General features: G+C 48.3%; 15 protein-coding genes and 1 pseudogene. 7 read left to right on the top strand and 9 right to left on the bottom strand.

The features are described 5' to 3' along the window. Window positions 1-8: 8 nt before the first annotated feature. Together ACFSW8_RS06610 and ACFSW8_RS06605 are read left to right on the top strand one after the other, a co-directional pair. Window positions 9-5,990, top strand: a complete 5,982-nt coding sequence (locus ACFSW8_RS06610) for a LamG-like jellyroll fold domain-containing protein (RefSeq protein ID WP_377177774.1) — start codon at window positions 9-11, stop codon at window positions 5,988-5,990. A 101-nt stretch (window positions 5,991-6,091) separates the two neighbouring features. Continuing rightward, on the top strand, window positions 6,092-9,079 hold the full coding sequence (locus ACFSW8_RS06605; RefSeq protein WP_377177772.1) for an Ig-like domain-containing protein: 2,988 nt from the start codon (window positions 6,092-6,094) through the stop codon (window positions 9,077-9,079). Between the two features lie 823 nt (window positions 9,080-9,902). Here ACFSW8_RS06605 and ACFSW8_RS06600 read toward each other — a convergent pair. Together ACFSW8_RS06600 and ACFSW8_RS06595 are read right to left on the bottom strand one after the other, a co-directional pair. Then, the gene (locus ACFSW8_RS06600) at window positions 9,903-11,159 is read right to left on the bottom strand and encodes a hypothetical protein (RefSeq protein WP_377086686.1); all 1,257 of its coding nucleotides are present in this window, start codon (window positions 11,157-11,159) and stop codon (window positions 9,903-9,905) included. A 156-nt stretch (window positions 11,160-11,315) separates the two neighbouring features. Next, a complete protein-coding gene (locus ACFSW8_RS06595; protein WP_377086684.1) occupies window positions 11,316-11,954 on the bottom strand; it encodes a PEP-CTERM sorting domain-containing protein in 639 nt (212 codons plus the stop codon). A gap of 731 nt (window positions 11,955-12,685) precedes the next feature. Here ACFSW8_RS06595 and ACFSW8_RS06590 point away from each other — a divergent pair. Both ACFSW8_RS06590 and ACFSW8_RS06585 read left to right on the top strand, forming a co-directional pair. Beyond that, window positions 12,686-12,781: pseudogene (locus ACFSW8_RS06590) on the top strand (winged helix-turn-helix domain-containing protein); the annotation flags it as partial. 56 nt (window positions 12,782-12,837) lie between these two features. Further along, window positions 12,838-13,479, top strand: a complete 642-nt coding sequence (locus tag ACFSW8_RS06585) for a hypothetical protein (protein WP_377177770.1) — start codon at window positions 12,838-12,840, stop codon at window positions 13,477-13,479. An 8-nt stretch (window positions 13,480-13,487) separates the two neighbouring features. On the opposite strand, the gene ACFSW8_RS06580 is transcribed toward ACFSW8_RS06585, so the two are convergent. The 4 genes from ACFSW8_RS06580 to sufT all read right to left on the bottom strand — a co-directional run bounded on the left by ACFSW8_RS06580 (window position 13,488) and on the right by sufT (window position 16,289). Beyond that, window positions 13,488-14,270, bottom strand: coding sequence for a substrate-binding domain-containing protein (locus ACFSW8_RS06580; RefSeq protein WP_377177768.1), 783 nt, complete (start codon window positions 14,268-14,270; stop codon window positions 13,488-13,490). A gap of 35 nt (window positions 14,271-14,305) precedes the next feature. Further along, a complete protein-coding gene (locus ACFSW8_RS06575; RefSeq protein ID WP_377086678.1) occupies window positions 14,306-14,599 on the bottom strand; it encodes a FadR/GntR family transcriptional regulator in 294 nt (97 codons plus the stop codon). A 155-nt stretch (window positions 14,600-14,754) separates the two neighbouring features. Beyond that, window positions 14,755-15,450 carry a PEP-CTERM sorting domain-containing protein gene (locus ACFSW8_RS06570; RefSeq protein ID WP_377086674.1) on the bottom strand — a complete coding sequence of 232 codons (696 nt, stop codon included), beginning with the start codon at window positions 15,448-15,450 and terminating at the stop codon, window positions 14,755-14,757. Between the two features lie 290 nt (window positions 15,451-15,740). Further along, window positions 15,741-16,289, bottom strand: coding sequence for a putative Fe-S cluster assembly protein SufT (gene sufT, locus ACFSW8_RS06565; RefSeq protein WP_377086673.1), 549 nt, complete (start codon window positions 16,287-16,289; stop codon window positions 15,741-15,743). A gap of 185 nt (window positions 16,290-16,474) precedes the next feature. Here sufT and ACFSW8_RS06560 point away from each other — a divergent pair, with 185 nt between their 5' ends. Both ACFSW8_RS06560 and ACFSW8_RS06555 read left to right on the top strand, forming a co-directional pair. After that, window positions 16,475-17,869 (top strand): UTP--glucose-1-phosphate uridylyltransferase, encoded by a 1,395-nt coding sequence (locus tag ACFSW8_RS06560; RefSeq protein ID WP_377086670.1) that lies wholly within the window; start codon window positions 16,475-16,477, stop codon window positions 17,867-17,869. A 180-nt stretch (window positions 17,870-18,049) separates the two neighbouring features. Then, window positions 18,050-18,667, top strand: coding sequence for an HAD family hydrolase (locus tag ACFSW8_RS06555; RefSeq protein WP_377086666.1), 618 nt, complete (start codon window positions 18,050-18,052; stop codon window positions 18,665-18,667). A 102-nt stretch (window positions 18,668-18,769) separates the two neighbouring features. Here the strand turns inward: ACFSW8_RS06555 and ACFSW8_RS06550 are convergent, their stop codons facing one another. The 3 genes from ACFSW8_RS06550 to ACFSW8_RS06540 form a co-directional block, all read right to left on the bottom strand. Continuing rightward, window positions 18,770-19,567 (bottom strand): MlaE family ABC transporter permease, encoded by a 798-nt coding sequence (locus tag ACFSW8_RS06550; RefSeq protein WP_377086664.1) that lies wholly within the window; start codon window positions 19,565-19,567, stop codon window positions 18,770-18,772. Window positions 19,568-19,820: 253 nt separating this feature from the next. Then, complete coding sequence (locus tag ACFSW8_RS06545; RefSeq protein ID WP_377086662.1) at window positions 19,821-20,669, bottom strand: SMR family transporter; 849 nt, start codon at window positions 20,667-20,669, stop codon at window positions 19,821-19,823. Between the two features lie 59 nt (window positions 20,670-20,728). After that, window positions 20,729-20,974: a hypothetical protein gene (locus ACFSW8_RS06540; RefSeq protein WP_377086660.1), complete on the bottom strand. Its 246-nt coding sequence runs from the start codon at window positions 20,972-20,974 to the stop codon at window positions 20,729-20,731. Between the two features lie 232 nt (window positions 20,975-21,206). On the opposite strand from ACFSW8_RS06540, the gene leuC reads away from it, so the two are divergent. Next, entirely contained in the window at window positions 21,207-22,610 is a 1,404-nt protein-coding gene (gene leuC, locus ACFSW8_RS06535; RefSeq protein ID WP_377091375.1) for a 3-isopropylmalate dehydratase large subunit, read from the top strand. Window positions 22,611-22,624: the final 14 nt, after the last annotated feature.

Genomic DNA, 22,624 nt, shown 5'->3' with positions numbered 1-22,624 from the left:
AACCAACCATGACTATACAGCAATTCAACTTAAAAAGATTACCCATTCTGTTAATCTCAGTGTTACTGATATGTGAAGCTCAGGTATATGCTCAATTTCTTGAGGTGCCATTCCCGCTAGGACCTATCGGAGCTAAGGCTCGCGCCGCCCAAGGGGAATCATTACTTGTCATTACTGAAGTTGATCCTGGGGGGCCAGGTGCATCTGCAGGACTTTCAGTAGGCGATGGCATTTATGCGGCACAAGGTCACTTACTCTCAGAAATGGGACAACGTTATGAGAGTAGTTGGATAGGTGCCGTGACGGAGCTATCACAGGCAATCATTCAGGCGCAGTCAGGCAATGGACTTTTGAATATTTCGGTTTTACGTTCTGGAGTTGGGAAGGTTGATTTGAATCTGAGTCTGCCGCTTCGAAGTGCTTGGAATGTTTCCTATCCTATTGGGGATAGTCGCTCCTCATCATATTATGAAACTTTGTGTCTGGAGTTGCACCAACATATTAAGACTAATATTCCAAGACCACGCGGGAATGGATACTGGGAAGGATATTTGGGGATGATCCTTTTGGCACATCCCGAATGGGATACGAGAACTGGGAGTTTCGATTACGGGAACAGTATCGACACGTTGTTAAACGATTGCATAAATAGGTTGAATTCTGCCATTCTTGAACCTGTTGAGGAAGACGACCCCAGTTTTGTCAAGCCGGGAACTGAAAATTGGGCTCTTGTCACTTCGGCAATGTTTGTTGCAGAATACAGGCGAAAGTCGGGTGATACCAGTGTTGATGTAGTTATACAGCGTGCTTCAGAACTTTTGGCTAATAGAATCCAGACAAAAAACCCCATGAAAATGGGGCATATGGGGCACGGTGGAGTTGTAAACGACTATGGTAATAATTCTTTAAATATTATCAATTCCCATACAATGGTTGCGATGTCGATGCTAAGGGCGGCTGGTGCTGACTTCAATGTTTTCTCAGGTACTAGTGGTTACTCTATTGAGGAAAAAGTTCAACTCTGCTGGTCATTTTTAAAAGCATGCATGAACTCGCAGGGTGATAAGGCCGATGGCAATGTAGGCTATGCAGGAATTACGAACAATTCCTGGGATAGTTCGGGCCGGACTGCTGGTGCCGCTGCAGGCTACTCACTCTATCTCAATGCGGGAGGCATTCCTGCGAATACTGATGACCTGAACAAGTTGGACCGGATGAAGGCGTACTGTGTTCGCAGATGGGATCTCATGCAATATGCGCACGGTTTCGGATCCGCGGGGGTGTCCCTTAATATGATGTTAATGCCTTTTATTGATGAACGTTCCAGACGCCATTTCATGGAGAATAATCAATTCTATTTCACACTAACTCAAAATCATGATGAAGCTATGCAGTACTTCCCACTCAGAGCAGTGTCAGATGGAACGGACAAACGAGAAGATGCAATATATATACCAGGTTTGGCTTATGCCGTAATGTCAGGTAATCTGCCAAGTTTCCCGGCTGTCTCCGATAATAGGATTTATATCACGATGGACTCACATGCTGATACCTGGCCTGAGTTAGATTGCCGTCAAGTGACAGTGAATGATCTCTATCAGGTGCTAGATATGACTGTGTTAGACCATAATAGCGAAACTATTGCGTCTGGATACAGCGCGACTTGGTCGCAAGTCTCAGGAGGAAATGTCACCTTTTCTACCACAAGCAAAGAGGACACGTCAGTGACATTCCCGGCAGTTGGAACGTACAGGTTGCAATTGGATGTCAGTAAAGGTGCTCTGACTACTAGCGAAGTCTACGAATTCATAGTGGGCCAAGATCCAGTGACAGTGTCGGCACCCAGCATAATAAGGCAGCCAAGGTCAAGGATCTCCTCGCCTGGAAGTAATGTGGATTTGAGTCTAGAAATGACTGGGGACGGACCATTTTATTATGAATGGCAGAAAGATGGTGTGTCATTATGGGGTGCAAGTCTGTACCCTAATCTAAGGCTTACCAATGTAGCCAAACAAGCAGAAGGTAATTACGTATGTCTCGTTCATCATCCTGAAGGAGTCATAGTGTCCGACAACGTAACAGTCACCATAGCCGCTACGCCAACTCTCACTGTGGGAGGTTTGAGACGTGAGGTGTGGTATGACATTGGAGGAAATCGCATTGCTGACTTAACTGCTAATGACCGTTTTCCAACTTTTCCTGATGTGACTGAAATGGTCACCAGTATTGAGACTCCGAGTAACTCGGGAGATAGATATGGTGAGAAGATGGAGGGCTGGTTGATTCCTCCAACAACTGGTCAATATCGATTTTATGTTGCCTCTGATGATCACGCTGAGTTGTGGTTAAGTACTGATGATGCAGAGGCGAACAAAGTGCTTATCGTCAATAAGACAGGTTTTAATGGTTACCGGTCATACAGTGATGGGGAGCAGTCTGGATTGATCTCGCTCACCGCTGGGCAGAAATACTACATTGAAGTGTATCATAAAGAAAGTGGTGCCGGTGACCATTTGGCAGTTGCATGGCAGCTTCCGGGAGGAGCATTACCAGCCAATGGATCTGAGCCTATCGGCGATGCTTACCTTGAGTGTTTGATTGATCAGCCGGATCCAGTGTATCACGGTTTCCAGGCATGGTGGCCAATGGATGAAGGCTATGGAGACTTCACTCAAGATATGTTAGGTGGGGCTGATGGTTACATCCAAGGGGCTAGTTGGGTGGTTGGACGTGATCAGAGTGGTTTGAGCTTTGATGGCAACGATATGGTGCGGTGTGGGAATTCTGCCTCCGTAGAGGGGGCATCTCCTTTTACGGTTTCAGCATGGATAAGGGTAAATACCGGGCATGCTTCAAAAGCAGTTATTCTCCAGCAGCATGGTCCTAGCATTTACAATGTTAATGGTAGTCTTGGACATTTTAGTTTGACTGTGAATGGCAATGGAACAGTTGGTTTTGAGCTTTTTGGTAAGCGTAGGAATACCCAGTTTAATTTCTCTGGAATGACTAAGGTCAATGATGGGCAATGGCATCATGTCTTAGCCAAGCGTGACGACCAAGGAAATGCGTCGATCTGGGTTGATGGGGTTCAGGACGGTTCTGTCACTGGAACGATAGTTAGGGATCTAGATGAAAGAATAGGGATAGCAATAGGAGGAGATCAGCGATACAATAATCAGTATTTCCATGGTGCCATTGATGAAGTGCGCCTCTATAATCGGGACTTAGGTGAATCTGAGATTGCGGAATTGAGCCAATTGGGGATGGATCAAACGCCTAGGCTGGATGATGTGACTTTATCTATTGATGAAGCTGCATTAGTGGGAAGCAGGGTTGGTGCAGTAAGTGTGAGTCATTCAGATGCTGGTGACGATCAAAGCTATGCGATTACTGCAGGCAATGATGGCGAAGTGTTTGCTATCCATCCTACGACTGGAGAAATTAGCACAGCAGGAGGTCTTAACTTTGAAGCTGTCTCAAGTTATAGCCTTAGGGTAAGAGTGACTGATGCTGTAGGGTTTATCGAGACAGCGGTAGTGACTGTCAATGTTACTGATGTGGATGAGAGTGGTCTTAACGGGGTTGCAGCTTGGGAGGAAGAGGTAAATGCGGGGACAGCGTCTACCCATAAGCTTAGTCAGAGGCTCGCAGGCAGCACGACAGCAATCTTGGACATGTCTGGGCTCTCCGGTTCTGCCACATATGAGTTTGTTGTGGGAGCTGAAGATCTCAACCAGCCAGTTTTGCATTTGCTGGATAATTCGGTCTGGAGCCTTCGTTTTGAGCAATGGAGTAGGTCAGGAAGGTTAGGGGTGACTCGGTACGGGGAGTCAGATTATCAGCTTAGAGCTGTATCGGGAGCGTCGACGGCCTCACCCTATGGAGGTGTACATCATCTGGTTTATGTAGTTGATAGTGAGAATAGTGAAACGCGTGTGTATATAGACGGTGAGCTGGTAGGTCACATCGGCGAAGTCGCTTTGATCAAAACATCTGATACTGTTATTGGAGATAATAGGATGGGAAGCGGTCCGTGCTCAGGTGTGCATGTATTTGCCGCCTACAATGATGTGTTAGAACATTCTGAAATTATAGCACACTACAATGCTTGGGCTGGTCCTACGGACACTGATGGCGATGGGGTGAATGATTTTATAGAGTGTGAATTAGGAACTGATCCGTATGGAACAGGGTCCACTCCAGGGTCACATTTCATTGGTTTAGTAGGTTGGTGGAGGATGAATGAAGCCATGGGAACATCACTTGCTAATGATTCGTCAGGCAATGCGCACCATGGAGTAGTGACTGGAGCGACGGTCGACATTGGTGCGCATGATAAGGCGCGCGAATTCAGCGGAAGTGGTCAATATATTGACCTTGGCAATCCGATTGGAATGGATGTGATTGGGGAGGTAACCATGTCGGCATGGATCAAGGCTGAATCTGTAGGGGATTATCATAATATCCTAGCACATGGGCATACATTTTCGCCAAATGGTGAAGTGATGTTACGTATATTTGACGGTAAGTACCAAGTCGGGTCATGGAATGGAAGTGGTGACAGGGCTACAGGGGGGGACGCGCATGCGGATCTTGGAACATGGGTTAACATCACTGGTGTATATGACGGCACGCATTGGAGGTTATATAAAAATGGTGTAGAAATAGGAAACGTTGCTAGTTCTCAGGGAGCTGTGAGTGTATCAGCCAACTGGGCTATTGGAGCGCGAGGTGGTGGTATTAATCGTTTTTTCGACGGAATAATTGATGAGGTATATTTATATGGTAGAGCTCTGAGTGAGGAGGAAGTTGCGGCCTTATACGAGGAGTCGATACCTGATGTTGCTGTTGTTGAGACTGGTCTTGTATCAAATATTGGAATGAGTGAAGCTGATATAAGCTTTGATATTGTTGATACAGGTGGGGCAGCAACGAGTGTCACACTGCATTATGGTGACTCTGATGGCGGCAGCACCAGAGCAAAGTGGCAGCATAGTGTTACACTTGGGGCAAAGTTTCAAGGGGCTCATGAAGTATATGTCACAGGTTTAGACGATGGTGTAGATTATTATTACACGATAGAAGCAAGTAACATAGCAGGTTCGACCTGGGGTAGTGTCGGGAGTTTTAGCACCCTAGCGGATCCTTCCCCTAAGATGGTACGGACGATAGTGAACGGTGTCTCTAGTGGTAACTGGACCGCTGTGGATCTTGGCAGGAACTACAACTCGGCAGTGATCGTGGCGACACCGATCTACGCGAATGCTGCACAAGTGCCGGTGGTGACCCGCATCCGCAACGTGAGTGGCAGCAGCTTCGAAGTGAAGCTTGATAGAGCAGATGGACTGACAGCTGCCGTGAGCTGTGATGTTTCCGTGATCGCTGTAGAAGAGGGTGTATACACGCTCGCAGGTGACGGCGTGCAAATGGAAGCAGTAAAGTTTACATCTACGATTAGTGGGGAGAACAACAATTGGGTTGCTGAAGCTCGTCCTTATGCAAACAGCTACACCACACCAGTGGTGCTTGGTCAGGTGATGAGTGCAAATGATACGAACTGGTCAGTTTTCTGGAGTATGGGCAGTGGGCCCACACATCCAGCAGATACGACTAATCTTAATATAGGCAAGCACGTCGCAGAAGACAGTAATAATACTCGAGCGGATGAGACTATAGGATACATCATCATAGAATCTGGCGAGGGGGTTATTAATGGGGTAGCCTATTCTGCAGGTGTTGGCTCTGACACGGTACGAAATTTTAGTAATAACGCTAATGGGTATGAGTATGGGTTGAGTGGTTTGTATACTGCAAGCGCAGGAGTTTTGAGCTCAGCAGGTATGGATGGATATGATGGCTGTTGGCCCGTATTTTTTGGGGATGAATCGATAATGGCGGATGCAGTCACTTTGATTGTTGATGAGGATGCTATTCAGGATAGTGAACGCACCCATACAACAGAACAGGTTAGTTACCTTATTTTTGAATGATGATTTCACTGTTGTGTATGTGAAAATGATGGTCCCATGCGTAGGGGGAGAACGTGTGGGGCTATCATATACAGCAGTAGTTTTTTATTGTGTATGTTATTATGTCAGTAAGTTTTAATTATGATGGTGGTGAAAGCTGCCTGAATGTTGGTGGAGGTAATTCTGGGAGACCGCCTAAGAATCGGAAATCTTTTCTCTGGGTACTAGTTCTGATAGTAATGGGTTATCTGATTACCCCTTATGTGAAAGATGAGCTTTTACCTCTTATAGAATCATCTACCGTTAATCAGCCTATTGATACAAGTAAAGATGCAACCATTGTTAAAGATTTTTTAATTGAGGCCGAAAAGCAACAGACTGGGATTCACGGCGCAAAGGGCATCTTTAGTAGTGATGAGAAAAATGTTTCATCCTTAGAAGAAAAGGTGGCTCATATCTCTGCTGGAGAAATTGTATACGAGAAAGGTAGGTATTTTGAGCGATTCAATGACTTGCAGTTATCCTCTGATGTGAACCCTTTAGATCCCCCACATTATCTTCGTCTTCGAAGTGAGACAGATGATGGAAATGAGATTACCTTTTTCCTAGAGAAGTATAGTGTGCGCGGCGAAAGATATAAAGTAGAGATACGTGAGTCAGATGGGAAAATACGGCAGTTAAAAAATGGTGGAGTGCGTACTTATCGGGGATGGTGTGAGGAGCTACCTGATACACTAGTGAATGCTTATTTGAATGAGGATGGAACCGTGGCGGTGCGTCTGCTCAGACCGATGTATCTCAATGGCATTCGGTCGAGTTTGATGGGACCGGGAAGTTATTCTAAAATCGATGTCGATGACGGTGTTTTCATTGATGTTCATCAGCTCAAGAGAAAACGAAAAAATTTACAGACAAGACCTTATCAGTTTATCTCAGGAAGTCCTCAGATTCAAATGGGTAAACCATACTCTGGTGCGAGCTATTATCAGCCAAGCCCTGGCGATGCTCCATTTTTTACTGATACGACAATGGTCGATCAAACCATTCTAACATCGCATACATTTTTTGGGGGGTTTACAGACAGTGAATTGACGCAGGCTGACAAAGAAGCGCAGATGAACTTTGAGATGAGTGCTCTACTTTATGACACAGCCTCTTTGAGAGATGGAAATGAGTGTTTCAGATTATCGAATGTGCTACTTGTGCGGCCAGTTGTGGGACTAGATAAGAAGGAAAGGAAGTTTTACGAGGATGCTCAGAGGGGTCAAAAGAGTGATGCGTTAGCCTATGTTAGTTTTTACGGAGGCGGGGGAGCTGGTAAATATAGGCACCTCAACAAGAATAAGCGATATTTCACATCTGCTAATTACGATCAGGCAGTCATGTCCCATGAATTAGGTCATTTATTTGATTGGGGGGGCGACTATCATGGTGCGTCAGTGGAGGGCGGCTTTACAGGTATTTTTGATGGGGGGCACTACAACCGCTTTGGGACACCGAATGTACAACAACGCTATAGAAATACCAAGTATAGGATGGATTTTGAAGCATTCCGCAATTCTGTTGAGTATGTAGATAATGTGAAATTTCCTCTAACTCCTTATGTAGTTTGTGATCAGGTTAGAGGTGCGCCTGATCAGCAATTAGTTATTGATTGCTTGGCAAACGATTTTGATACGAATTTGGATAGGATAGCGCTAGAGGGATTTCAAAAGACGTCACGCGAAGGGGGGACAGTGCGTATATCGTATGCTTCTGATAGCGGGTCATCACGTGACACTCTTATCTATGAGCCCAAGGCTGGTTTTGTGGGAGAAGATCGTTTTAGTTACAGTATCGTAGACGAGGAGGGGCGGATTGGGTATGGGAATGTGATAGTTACTATAGCACCTCGAGCAAAAGAACTGGCTTATTATTCGTTTAATTCAGTCAATGCGTACAATGAGCATGACCTTATTGAGAGTGATACGCAGTCAGGGTTGTATTCGAGAGTAAGCTTTATCGATCACAAGTTTCGCAGGCAGCCGTTTTTGGCCTATTGGAATTTTCATAGAGTTACCAACAGGGGTGGGTATTATGACGATTTCAAGGAGCCGAGCTGTGCGGACTTTACTGGCGATAAGGCTGCATGGAATAGAAAAGAGATTCGCCTGGATATCAGTCAACAGATCTTTGGTGATAGCCCGATAGGTCAATACGATGTGACCATGAACCGTTATCATTATTACAAGCTCAGGGGAGCAAGGAAGTATGCCTCTAACTATGATCATCCAAAGGTTATGATGCATAAGTTAGAAATGCTAGTGGACGGAAGAATTATCGCTTCTACTAGGGTGGACGAGGAAGTTGTTCTTGAGGATGAGTACCCCAAGCTGAATGCCAAGCATGTGAGCTCTAATTGGAGTCGCATTACGACAGGGACTTACACATGGAGACTGAAAGTTCGCCATTTAACTCCTAGCTTACGCTCAAAGCTCAATCTGGCATTCAACTCAGCTTTAAAAAAAGGCAAGCGAAATGAAGGTGAGTCGAAGCCCAAGGTGGAACTAAAATTGACTATGAGCAAGAGTCCTAACTTATTTACTGGGTCGCTTAGGATGGTTCCAGTCATGCCTAAATTAGAAAAAGTCAAAGGTCGAGGTGGTTGCATCAAGGTCCATGGGTTTGAGCAATTGAACTATCAACATAAGAAGACTTCTAATAATTATCGAACTTTAGCAGTGTGGTGTCATGTACCAGAATGGGGCATCAAACAAGATCCGTATTTATTGAGGTACCTGGGTAACACTGGTGTCCGACCTGTCATGAAGGGGGGGGAGATGGTAATGGCGTATAATAATAATAAGGTGTCAGGCTGGGATCTTCATTACTTTCCTATGGTACCGGAAGGGAAATGGTTTCATTTCGCGATTAGTATCGGGGATAAGGTGCGTATTTTTATCAACGGAGACGAGGTGGTGTCTGCTGAAAGGGAGTCTTATGCGATTCCTTTTATGGGACGACTTGGATACAATATATTTGCAGCCTATGATGACTTATATATCTACAGTGGTGCTCTGAATCAGGAAGACATTAAAAAATTGATGAAGTTGCGAACCGTGCACAAATGAGGATTACACGTATTTTATTACCTCATAATAACTAGTTAAATACCATTAGTTGTTTTGAATTGGTGGTTGAAGAAGTGTGATGTGATAGTGGTCGCCGTCAGAAAAACTGGTCTATTTCGAGTGGGAGTTTGAGTAGAACTGAAAACCAAACAAATGAACCTAAAAAGCTCATAAGGCTAGGAAATCAACCGCTTACTTCATGAGGGAGCGAAGTGCGGGATATAACTCAAGACGCTTTTTGTAAACTTCAATGGCGATGGTCCATCGTTGGCGCAATAAATATGGTCAAATGAGTCAATCGGATGCTAATTGTCTTAGGCTATTGGATTGTAAAGCCCTCGAACTTAATAAGGTGTGTGCTGCATTCATGCTGAACATACAAAAGCCCAAGAGTCTGTTAGGGAAAAGCATTAAAGAGGGCATATAACGACTTAGAATGTCTCACTCATCTAGGGACATGTAACTGGTAGGGTTTACAGTACCCGTTACTCTGTAGGCTTTAGAAACCTTGTTAAGTTTTTTAGCTAGTTCAAGTAAGCTGAGCTTGCGACGAGCGACTTTCTTTTCAGCAGTCATGTTTATGTTTGGTTTTGTGTTTTTGTGGTAAATAACAACTTACCAAACAGGCGTGGCCGCTGTCTCGTTTAAGACGCAGCCATTGTCAGGTGAATACTATTATTTATCATTTAATATGAGAACGAGCACATATCCAAACATTAATTACCCAATTCCCACTACATCCTTATTTTCCTTGTTTAATTGCTAGAGTTCGCCAGCCATAATTAAAAACTAGGGTGGGATTTTGTTGATGCCTTGTGGTAGTTTAGAACGAGTCAGGATCGTTTAACACACGCTCTGCGAAGCCTTCCACACCTTTTGGGATCTTGTTGTTGTTGAGCCATTCACGCGCTTTGCTGCTGTCTTTACCGTTCAGGTGTAGAAGTGCATTTTTGACAGCTCTTGTACGCGCATCTTCATCAAGCAGTTCGTTGCCATAATTAAGAGCGATGATAGGATCTTTGTGGGCCGCTCCTTTGGAAAATTCTAAAAGGAGTTTCTGATAGTGTTCGGAGCTGGTTTGAGAGTCGAGCCAGTCAGCGGCGGCATGGGGATTTTTAGATGCGTAGGTGTGAAGCACCTTTGGTTCAGCTATGACCCTGTCCTTGTGAGAGAGGGTATCAACCCATGATTTAGCTGCGCTAAGGTCCTTCCAGAGCCAATTATCGAGCACTTTTGGTATGGCTTCTTTACGAGCGGCTTCATCAGTGAGGGAGTTGACCCATTGGGCTCCTAGTTGTGGGTCCTGTTTTGTGAAGTGTTCAGCTAGGTATGCAGAGGCTTGGCTGACAAGCTTGGAATCTTCAACACTACGTAGCCATTGCTCTGCACCACTCACCCCAAGATCGGCGATGTGAGGGGTGAGGCCATGGAGTGCTTTGTCGCTTTCTTCAGAGATTGGAAGTTGTTGGAGAAGCGTGGTTGCGTGACTTGGGTTGGTATCTGCTAGGCTTCGTATAATGCCGACGAGGTAAGGGTTGGCCTTATCTCCAGCGTGGTTTGCGTTGGCCCAGGTTATGGCTTCATCGGGATTGGTGCGAGCCCAGGACCCCAAGACTATGTTTATAGCAAAGTCAGGTGATTTGATGTTTTTTTTGAGGTAAGCTAAAGCTTCGCTAGGTGCAGCCTTGCCCCAAGAGTGCAGGAGCATGGAGTATTCCCCGATAACTTCATAAGTTCTATCGACGTTTACAATTGAACCGAATTCTCCACCAGAAATGGTGTGCATGTATTTATTAAGTTGGTCGGTTTGCTGTATGGGGTCATTAAGTTGATTGATTTTTGCGAATGGAGAGGAGGAGGCTCCTTTGTCATAGCTTTGAGCACGTGCTGATCGCGTGGATTCCGAGGAGTATCGGTTGCCATTGAGTTGGGAGTAGAGCTTGGCCTTTGAGGACTGAGTTGCGGATTCTGAGATTTCAGGTGTTGTGTGTTTCGTGTTAGTGGAATAGCCGAAGTAATATGCAGCAACGAGTGTTGCTAGCCAAGTGGCAGTGATGGGTATGAGGGTTTTTGTTGACATAATATTGTTAAGGGTTGGTTTTTTATTAATTACTTATTGCTATAGCGAGTATGCGTTTCACCAGTTATACTAGTGTGATCGACCTGTATTTGTTGATGGAGGGAATCTCATCCAGAAAAGAATAAAAACTGGATGAGATTCTGGATGTAGGTGTGTCTAGCGGCGTCGGCGCAAGATGAGCGTTACTCCAGCTATGCCAAGAAGAGCTGTCGCAGAAGGCTCAGGAACGGCGGCAACAACAGTGGCCGTTGTGAAGCCCCCATTGGTGCTGATATCGAGAGTGCCACCAGAAAAGGTTAAATCTGTACCACCATCGCTGATTATTCTGTTGTTAACCGCGTCCCATGTGCCTGACCATTGGAGGGTGCTGCCTACGCCTTCTAGGGCGACAAAACTACCTGACTTGGAAGTGCTAAGGCTTGGAGTTGCGCCTGTCATGAGAACGGATGAGCCCTCCTTGATGGTGAGCGTACCAATTTCACTTGTGCTGCCGTTACCGAGTCGCAAATTTAGAAAGCCATCTCTGTTGATGACGAGTGTGCCGCCTCCATCGATCGTCCAGTTAGCAGGGGCTGAGCTTGAACCCGAGTTCATGCCAATAAAATATCTCCCTCCTGTGACCGTAACGCCAGAGTTAATAGTCCACGTAGCGTCAGTTTCATCGAGAAAAAACTGGCCTGCTGAAGAATTGGGGTAGTTCGTGTCTGTTGTGAATGTTGCATCAACGAGAGTTACAGCCTGTGCGGATGAAGCAATGGCCGAAAATATTATGAGGTTTCTTACTACTTTTTTCATATCAATCATGTGTTATTTCATAGATATCTGGGGATATCCTTTAAAAAAGACCATGATTGGACGGCTTCTGACGAAAAAGTTTGAAGATTCCTATGGGGAGAGCGTTTTCGTGTCAAAAACTGGTTGGGAGCGGTCTAATGAATGAAGACTCTTTGCTAGTCCCCATATGATGTGGGTGAGTACATGCGCATCCGCATTGGCTGAGAGGAGTGTACTATAGGTGTAATCAACGCAAGGTAGCGAGTTGGGGGGGATGCACCCGCAACTCGTAACCATGTTTGCGGGTGAGATGAAAAAGGAAGGGCTCGTAAACAAGAGTCGAGAAATCGCTGCGGCTGCGGGTATATGCGTATAGGGGGAGGGAGGTATGAGGAGATTGTACTAATATTTGGTCAGAAAGTGGGTTGTAGAGGTCTGTATTATTGCAATTTGAAACTAAAACAGTGTTGGGACTCTGTCGTGAATTGCATTCTCCGCCTTGAGGGCTTAGGGCGGAGAGTTATTTACTCTAGAAATTCTTGCCTAATCAGAATGTTAGTGAGGTTTTTTAACGACCTTAAGAGGGGAGTTGGAGGATTACGGTGGTTCCCTCGTCTGGGGTGCTTTGGATTTCTATATTGCCGTTGTGGGCGTGGGGCCAGCGTCTTCCTTGCCTGAATAAAGAGGATTTTTTTGGCTATTTTGTTGGGTGGGTGGCGCTAGACGCCAGTGGATGAGATGACCCGCATTCTAATGTGCTAGATGTGCACATGTGTAAAATTAGAAAGAAGTTAGGGAAGAACTTTATTAAGACTTTGCATGGCAGGGGATTTACGGTGGCAAGCTGAATGGTCGAGTTCGTGGGCTTGACAGATGTTAGGGGGTGTGGAGAGATGGTGGAGCAATGAAAATGAGATGGTCTGTGATTCCAGTGGTATTTGGGTGGTGTAGCTTAGCGAGTTGTACTCAGAGTTTGAGCGAGCGTGAGCTCGAGTCGATCCAGTCAGTGGGTATTGCGGAGCATGCGCAGAGCGAGGGGGCGAATGTTGGAGTGAGGGGTGGCCCGAGTGTTGAGAACGCGGAGACATTATCCCTTTTATTAGAGGATGCTATTCGTTCAGGAGCCTTGGGGGCTGCTAGTGAGGCAGACCAAAGTGTGAGTGACTATGTGGTTCCACGTTTGGCAGATAGTATCGAGCAGAGAGCGATGGGCATTTTGAAGTCTGATGGTTTCTTTGGGGAGAAGCTGAAGAAGGATGCCAGCCATTACTTTGATGGTGAGGTGGTGAGGTATGGGCTGGTTCGCGATAAGCACAGCGGGGGAGACGCCGAGTATTACCAAGCGCATGTGGAGTTGCGTGTTTGGTTAGAGGACTCTGAAGGGAAGAAGCTATTTTCTGAGTTGATGGATCTAAGATCTCAGTCAGCGTTCACAGTGGCGGATTATGTGGAGGGGCCAGAGAAGTTGAAACAGGTATTTCGAGAGGTGGGTGGGGAATTTGACAAGAGCTTCAAGGAATTGCTCGACCGCGAGCTCGGAAGGTAGAGGATCTGTTAGGGTGTTTTTTTAGCGCAAGTTGCGCCTTCTTTGAAAGTGGGGAAGAAGAGGGTGCTTTTGGGGGCGAGGGATTGGCCTGAGAGGAGTTGCTTGATGATCGTGGCCATGCGGAGGCCCGCTTGTTTTGGATCGAGTTTAAAGTGAGTGACTCCGCCATAGGTCCAATCCATGAGTGGGTCTGGGTAGAGGCAGAGGGCTGAGAGGTCGTGTGGGATTTTTGCACCTGCCGCGCTAAGGGTGGAGTTAACTGCGATGAAGTGTTGGAAGTAGGTACAGATACAGGCTGTGAATCCAGGGTGGTCTAACAACATCTTTTTGATCAAAGAGAGTGCGCGTGGGTTGTCATCGCTGGGGAGAGCGAGTGGGTGGACGTGGATGTCATTGAGATTTTGAGTGGCTTGGAGCATTCTTGTGAGGCCGTGGGTGTCACCTTTAGGGTGGATGAAGAAGATGTGTGAGTGGCCTAACTTTTTGAGGTAATCGATGCTCTGGGTGACGACGCGTTCGATATCGAGGTCGACACCAGGAAAGAGTGGAGGGGAAGGTTGGGCTCCCATGATGCAGCATGGAATTTGGTTATCATAACACCATTGGAGAGTGGTGAGAGTCGGCGAGCGGAGGAGCCATACGGTGTTCGGGTATTTTTGGCGGAGTGCTTCAAGAGCTTGTTTAGAGTTGGTATGGTGCCGTTCTTGATAGATGAGGTGCTGTGTGTGGTAGCCGAGTTTGGCGAGTGCTTCCTCAGTATGGCGTAGCATCTCGACTGAAGAGGCAGGCATGGAGCTTATCGGTGAGGGGTGGATGATGAGCGGTGTTAGGGTGTTAGGTGAGTGAGTTTGTTTTGTTTTGTTTTGTGAATGACTGGGCGGCCATTTGGGTGGCGCGCGATCCAATTTTCGGCTTCGAGGATGGCGAGAGCGTCACGGAGGATGGGTCTACTGACTCCGAGGTCCGCGGAGAGTTTTCGTTCACTGGGGAGGTATTCGGACCAATTGGCTTCGTTGATACGTTTTTTGAGTTCAGCGACGACGAGTTCGGCCTTATAGACGGTAGGGACAGGGCTTGCGTGGGCAGAGGGTTGTTGGTGGTAGCGCGAGCCTTTCATCATTCTATGATAGCTTGGAAGCAAGGAGGGGCAACGTTATTGGGGGTGAGGTGGGGAAGGTTTTTCTGAGAGAGGCGCATTTGTAGGTACAAAAAAGCTCCCCCTCTCGGAGTGAGAAGGGGAGATACGAACATGAAATGTATTGCTAGGGATCGGGCCTAACGTCTCCGGCGGAGCAAGAGGGTCATACCTCCAAGGCCGAGGAGAGCTGTGGCTGAAGGTTCTGGGATAGCTGTGTACTCCAAGCGTACATTGTCGATGTCGATGGATTGGCGTCCAGTGGACCCCCCGGAAGTACCGCCACCTGCGAGGAGAACGACTTTGAGGTCTTGAGTGTTGTCTACGTCCGCGAGGTTAAAGTTAGCTGAGACGTCAACGACTTCGCCGTTTTCCGCAGCTGTTGCAAATGTGACATCATTGAGGCCGAATTGTGCTGAGCCGAGTACGGTGTCATCGGCGAGTCGGAGTTCGATGGTGAGCCCTGAGAAGCGTGTCGTGAAGTTACGCTCACCAAGACCGAGAGTGAGGGTGTAGGTGGTGTTATCGAGAGCTTTTTCGCCAGATAGGACTTGGCTAAGACCACGTCCTGCGATGTCAGATCCTGAGGTCCAGAAGGCCACTTGTGCACCATCGAGTCCGTTGGTGTTGTCGGTGTAGGATACATCCGAAGCATCGAGGTTGACGAGGCCACCAGCGGCTTCAGCGGTCCAGCCAGTGGGCGTGGTACCAACGGAATTGGTTACTGCGGATTCGAAGCTGTGGTTGGTGATGGCGATTGTAGCAGCGGAAGCGGATTGGAATCCGGCTGCGGTGCAGGCTGCGAGGGCGGCCAGGCTGAGGTGTTTCTTAATCATAGTTAGTTCTTGTAGGTTTGAACTTGAATATGTGGCCGTGCGCGATGCTTAGGGCTTGGAATTCAAGAACCTAGCTATACGCGGGAGGAGGGCGATGGGCTAAGTAAATCAATTGGTCAATTAAGTTTACCATGATCGAGTGATGGGAAGAGTAGGCGGCGGGAAATGATGGAATGTGTTAGAATTTGTTAGTTTTTTTTCTCTGAGGGGTGGGGATGTTGTTAAGGTAAGAAAATAAAAAGGCGACCGTGAATGGTCGCCTTTTTTTAAAGGGAAAGTATGGGGGAGGATTAGATCATACCGAGTTTCATTTTACCTTCTTCGGTGATCATATCTTGGTTCCAGACGGGGTCCCAGACGAGGTCGACTTGAGCATCTTCGATACCATCGAGTGACATGATGCGGGCTTGTGCGTCAGCTGCGATGACTGGGCCCATACCGCAGCCGGGTGCGGTGAGAGTCATCTTAACGTTAACGTCGGTTTTGCCATTTTCTTTTTCGGTGAGGACGCAGTCGTAGACGAGGCCGAGGTTGACGATATCGACTGGGATTTCGGGGTCGTAAACTTCTTTAAGTTGTCCCCAGACTTGGTCTTCGAGTGGGGCGTCTTTGAGTTTATTTTCGTATTCTTTTTTGGCTTGAGCCTCGGCTTCATCGATACCGAGTGCGTCTGAGTCCTTTGATGAGATACGAGCGAGGCCGGCTTGTGTGGCTACGGTGTAGCTGCCGCCGAGTGTTTGGGTGACGACGACGGGGGTACCGACGGGGAGTGTGATGGCGTCACCGCTGGGGATTTGGATAGCTTCGACTTCGCGTTCGAGGATGATTTCTTGATTCATGGTGGAAGTGTTCCGTGGCTTTCAGAAAATGCAAGGCAAGATTGTGGTGGAGGGGGAGGTTTGTGTGGTGTGGGGAGGCTGGGCAGAAAAGTGAGTGGAATCTGGCGAACTTGTCATGTTTTTTAGGTGGGACGGGCACTTCATGCGTGACTTGATGGCGGGAATAGGCAAAGGAATACCTACCAATGAGTTCATTCACCCCTTTTAAAGATAAGATGGAGCAAGCTGGTGTCAGTGAGGCTGCAATTAAGAGTTTTGAGCGCAACTATGCGATTTTGTGTGAGGGCAGTTCGACGGACATTAGCGAGGATAGCATCGAGCCTGTGGAAAAGTTACCGGAGTTAGCTGAGATATCGAGAGACGGGGAGGAATTCGACCCAGTGCTGTTAGCTCAGACGGTTGTTATCAAGTTGAATGGAGGTCTGGGGACGAGCATGGGGTTGCAGAAGGCAAAGAGTTTATTGGAAGTTAAGGAGGGGGCGACTTTCCTCGACATCATTGTGGATCAGATTTCTTATTTACGCGAGAGCACGGGAGCTCAGGTAAAGTTTTTGTTGATGAATAGCTTCAGCACATCTGAGGACACACTGGAGCACCTTTCGCAGTATGCGGAGCGTGGCTTGGCTGCCAAGGATGAGGTGGAGTTGCATCAGAATCAGATTCCCAAGATTCATGCTGAATCATTGGAGCCAGTGGTATTCCCTGAGAACCCGAGTTTGGAGTGGTGTCCGCCTGGGCATGGTGATTTGTATCCAGCAATTGCTGGGTCTGGGTGGTTAGAGCGCTTATTAGCGGATGGGGTAAAGTACGCGTTTGTTTCCAACTCTGACAATTTAGGGGCGGTATTAGATCCGGGTATTTTACGTTATTTTGCGGAGAGTGGTAAGCCATTTTTGATGGAAGCGACACGCCGTACGGAGGCTGACAAGAAGGGGGGGCATTTGGCGATTCGCAAGTCAGACCAGCAGATGTTGTTACGCGAGGTAGCACAGTGTCCAGAGGGGGACATTGCGGAGTTCCAAAATGTGGAGAAGCATCAGTATTTCAATACCAACAGCTTGTGGATTAATTTAGAGTCTCTGAAGGCTGAGTTAGAGAGCCAAGGGGGAGTGTTACCGCTCCCTGTGATTATCAACAAGAAGACTGTCGATCCGCGCAACAAAGGGTCACAGGCTGTGTACCAGTTAGAGACTGCGATGGGTGCAGCGATTGAGTGCTTTAAGGGGGCTGATGCTATCTGTGTCCCGCGTTCGCGCTTCGCGCCTGTGAAGACTACAGCTGACTTATTTGCTCTCAGGTCGGATGCCTATGAGACGACAGAGGATGGTCGTATTGCCTTGTTGGCTGAGCGTGGAGGAAAGCCGCCGGTGGTGAGCCTGAGCGATGAGTACAAGCTCGTCGATAGTTTGGAGGGCTTGGGAGTACCTTCATTGAAGGGTGCTGACAAGTTGAGCTTGAGTGGACCAGTTCGCTTTGCTGACGCAGTAGAGATTCTCGGATCAGTGAGCATCAAGAACGAGAGTGAAGAGACTTCATGGGTGGCCAACGGGCGCTATCAGGATGAAGAGGTGGTGCTTTGATGCACTGAATGAATTCTATTCATCGAAAAGTTTGGGGCTACTTCTGTGGGCGGTAGTCCCTTATTTTTTGGAGAACCGGGTCTCAATTCTGTTAGGTTGAGATGGGATGTGAAGAAATTGTGACCTGTTGATGATTTCTGCGCTTGCAATGGCAAAAGAATAACGGCACTACACCGGGCAATGGAACAATTTGGCTCTCTCAATATCCCCAAGTCAGGCTACAAGGCTGTTATTTTTGATCTCGACGGTACTTTAGTAGATTCCATGCCAGCGCATTTTGAGGCGTGGCGTGAGGCATTGGCAGCGAATGGTGCACCGAAGGATGTTTTTCCTGAGGATGTATTTTATACGATGGGGGGACGTCCGACGAAGGACATTGTGAAGGAACTCAATGGCGAGTTTGGACTTAGTTTAGATCCGGAAGCGGTATCGTATGCGAAGCGCAAGGCCTTTTTGGCGCGGTTAGACTTAGTAGCGATCAACGAAGATGTGGTAGCATTTGCGAAGTCACTGCGAGGTAAGATGCCGGTAGGCGTCGCGACAGGTGGGAGTCGTAAGGTGGTGGAAGAGACCTTGAAAGTGACTGGTCTTTGTGAACTTTTTGATGAGGTTGTGACTGCTGATGATGTGAAGTGTGGCAAGCCAGACCCAGAGGTATTTTTGAGCTGTGCTGAGCGCCTTGAGGTAGCAGCAGAAGAATGTTTGGTGCTTGAAGATGCGGCACCTGGGATTATGGCAGCTCAGCTTGCAGGCATGCAGGTAGTGACAGTTCCTGCCGCGATGCACATTGTGAAGTAAGTAGGGGGGTGGCGACTCTTGAGCAGTTCACATCGTTGAGCTGCTAGTGTGCAGCACCCAGACTGTTTTCTATGCCCGAGGCTGTGATGGCCTTGGGTATTTTTATTTGGGGGAGAGACCGAGTGGGAAGACGAGGTTGAGGGCCATGGTGAGGAAGAAGTTGAAGATGAGGATGGCGAGTGAGGAGATGACCATGGCATTGGTCGTGCCTTTCCCGACGCCTACAGCACCATTGTTTGCCTTGAGGCCTTGGTGGCAGGAGATGAGGACGATGAGCATGCCGAAGACGAATCCTTTGACAATGGCGATGGTGATATCGGACATGTCTGTATGGGCGCTCATGCGATTGACCCAATAGGAGGTGGGGACGTGAAAAATTTGGGTGCCGACGATCCAGGCGGAGAGGATGCCGAAGAAGGCGGATTCGGCAATAAGGAGAGGGACTGAGATGGCCATGGCTCCGAAGCGGGGCGTGACGAGGTAGTCGATGGGATGCACATCCATGGAGCGCAGGGCATCGATTTGTTCGGTGACTTTCATGGTGCCGATTTCAGCGGCCATGGCGGCACCTACGCGTCCGGCGAGCATGAGGCCGGTGATAGTGGGGCCGAGTTCGCGCAGCATACCGACACTGACAAGAGCGCCGCCCATGGTTTCCATTTTCATTTGGGTGAGCTGGAAGAGGGCCTGAGCAGCGAGGACTGAACCGGTGAAGGCACCAGTGAGAATGACGACGGGTTGGGAGCGGTAGCCGATCTCAGCCACTTGCTTCATCAATTGGTTGTAGCAAAACTTCCCGACAAAGACGGAGGAGAAGACTTCGCTAGCGAGTTTACTCAACTCACCGAGGTAGTTGAGAAAGTTTAGGATGGGGGAACCAATGATGCGGAGTGCTAGCACGTTTCTTTTTTAATCTGATAAGTTAGATGTGTGAAGTGAGAAGTGAGAAGTGAGAAGTGAGAAGTGAGAAGTGAGAAGTGAGAAGTGAGAAGTGAGAAGTGAGAAGTGAGAAGTGAGAAGTGAGAAGTGAGAAGTGAGAAGTGAGAAGTGAGAAGTGAGGGGTCAGGGGTCAGGGGTCAGGGGGCAGGGGGCAGGGGTGGTACGGTTCAGATCATAGGTAACACGTTTGGCTCAGATTATAGGGGTGGTTTGCTTAGGCGAGTTTCATGAGGATCATGCCGAGGGTGATGAGGGAGATTGCGGTGATTTTAGACCAGGTGAATTTTTCTTTTAGGATGAGGAGGCCGAGGAAGGAGGCGATGACGACAGAGAACTCGCGGAGGGCGACGATGTAGCTGGCGGCTCCCAGTGTGTAACAGATTAGAATGATGAGGTAGGCGGAAGGGTCTGCGAATCCGATGAGGAAGATTTCTTTTTTATGCGATTTCCAAGTTAGGCGCCATTGGCGGGTGAGTGAGCGGAAGAGGAAGGGGAGTTGGCCAATGACGATAAAGAGCATCATCCCCCAGAGGTAGAAAATGGGGTTCATGGCATTGGCGCCGGTACGATCGGCGAGTGAGTAGGAAACGATGACGAGGCCGATGAGGATGGGGATGCCGAGTTTGTGGCTGCCTTTTCTGAGAGCGGGAATGCCCAGGGTGAGGATGCCGAGTACGATGATTCCGATTGCTGCGACTCCTTGGGCGGAGAGAGATTCCTCAAAAAAGGTCCAGAGGATGAGTGGGAGTGTGGCGACACCGAGCCCGCGGGCGACTGGGTAGACGATAGAGACTTCTCCTTTCCGGTAGGCAAGCCCGAGCAGCAGGTAGTAAGCGACATGGAGGATGCCCGAGAGGAGGAGGCTCAACCAGCCAGTGGCGGAGACAGCTTGGCCAGTGAAGGGGGATTCGACCCAGAAGAGTAGGAGTGTTAGGAAAAGAACGGAGACCAGGTTGGCCATCCAGACGACTGTCGCATTTCCTGAGACTCTGCGTGCGGTGAAATTCCAGCTTGCGTGCAGGCATGCTGAGAGGAGGACGAGAAAAAAGACTAGGGTGGTCATGGACGCCCATCAATACGCAGGAATTTAAGTCGAAATCGCTAAAAATAATGACAAAGTTGTCAATTGGTGTCTGGCGGGGATGGTGTGGCGTGTTGTGCGAGGTGCTGGAGTTGTTTTTCGAGGGCGTGGACTTTTGCTTGTTCAGCGAGGAGGGCTTGGTGGAGTCGCAATTCCTCAGATCGCAGCGATTCTAATTCGGCGTAGGGGTCTGGGAGACATTGGTGGGTGAGGTAGGCGGTGCTGGCACCAATGATGGCGGAGAGAGAGATAATCCCGAGAGACCATTTGATCGACGGATGAGGCATGAGGCTGAAGCTAGCAGAATGGAAGCGAAGCCCAAGAGGAAAATGGGCAAGAGGTAGGATCTATGATGCGTCGGGGAGTAGTGTAGGCAGGGACTGGGGAGTTCTGAAATGCTCTCAGGCAGATGGGTGGTGGAGGGTTTGGCATTGTATCATGCGGTAGTTGCGATCGGTTTTTGACTTTCTGAGAATTCTTGTCCACATTCTCGGCCCGCCGGAGATGGCGGTCACAGTTATGGGAAAGACACTCTATAAAAAGACATGGGACGCGCACAGCGTTGGAATCTTGGAAGATGGGCGTACGCAGTTGTTCATCGGTTCACACTTGATTCACGAAGTCACCTCACCGCAGGCCTTCGGTATGATCCGTGATCTTGGTCTAGGAGTAAAGTTTCCGAACCGTACGTTTGCGACTGTGGATCACATTGTTCCCACTGACAACCAGCAGCAGCCTTTCCAAGACAACTTGGCGGAGGCGATGATCAATGAGCTGAAGAAAAATGTAGAGGAATATGGGATCAAGTATTTTTCATTGAGCACAGGCATGCAGGGGATTGTGCACATGGTGGGGCCTGAGCAAGGTATCACCCAGCCGGGAACGACGATTGTTTGTGGTGATTCACACACAGCGACGCATGGTGCGTTTGGTGCGATTGCCTTTGGGATTGGCACGACTCAGGTTAGAGATGTGTTAGCGACTCAGACATTGGCGATGGCAGCCTTGAAGGTGCGCCGAGTGAATGTGAATGGGAAGTTAAAGCCGGGAGTGTATGCCAAGGATGTGGCGCTTTATATCATTCGCAAGCTTGGAGCGAAGGGAGGTATTGGTTTTGCCTACGAATACGGCGGCGATGTTTTTGACAAGATGACGATGGAGGAACGGATGACCGTGTGTAACATGGCGATCGAGGGTGGGGCTCGATGCGGTTACGTCAATCCGGACGAAACGACTTTTGCTTATCTTAAGGGGCGTCCTTATGCGCCAAAAGATGATGAGTGGGATGAAGCGGTAGCACGTTGGAAGAGCTTTGCATCTGATGCAGATGCTGAGTACGACGATGTTGTCGACTTTGACGCGGAGGACATTGAGCCTACGGTGACTTGGGGGATTTCACCTGATCATGGGGTGGGGATTTCTGAGTTGATTCCTGATCCAGCGAAGGCTGAGAGTGCTGATGAGAAGGCAAGTATTGAGGAAGCGTTGGAGTATATGAAGTTACCAGCGGGAACACCAGTGAGTGACATCCCGATTGATGTGGCGTTTATTGGTTCCTGCACGAATGGGCGACTTTCCGATTTCCGCGAGGCAGCTCACTTACTGAAGGGCCACAAGGTCGCTGAGGGGGTGAAAGCGATTGCGGTGCCTGGTTCACAGATTACAGCGCACCAATGTGAGCAGGAGGGGATTGCGGAGATTTTCCGCGAGGCAGGTTTTGAATGGCGTCATGCTGGTTGCTCCATGTGTTTGGCGATGAACCCAGACAAGCTTGTGGGAGATCAGATTTGCGCGAGTTCTTCGAACCGCAACTACAAAGGGCGCCAGGGGTCTCCAACAGGTCGCACGATTTTGATGAGTCCTGCGATGGTGGTGGCAGCAGCGGTCAAGGGCAAGGTCAGCGACGTACGCGAGCTGGCGTAGGAAAATATCATTAT

The organism is Rubritalea tangerina (genome assembly GCF_042683245.1).
GTDB classification, from domain to species: Bacteria; Verrucomicrobiota; Verrucomicrobiia; order Verrucomicrobiales; family Akkermansiaceae; genus Rubritalea; species Rubritalea tangerina.
Note: the sequence above shows the minus strand (reverse complement) of the source record. Positions and strands in the feature narration are given on the sequence as shown.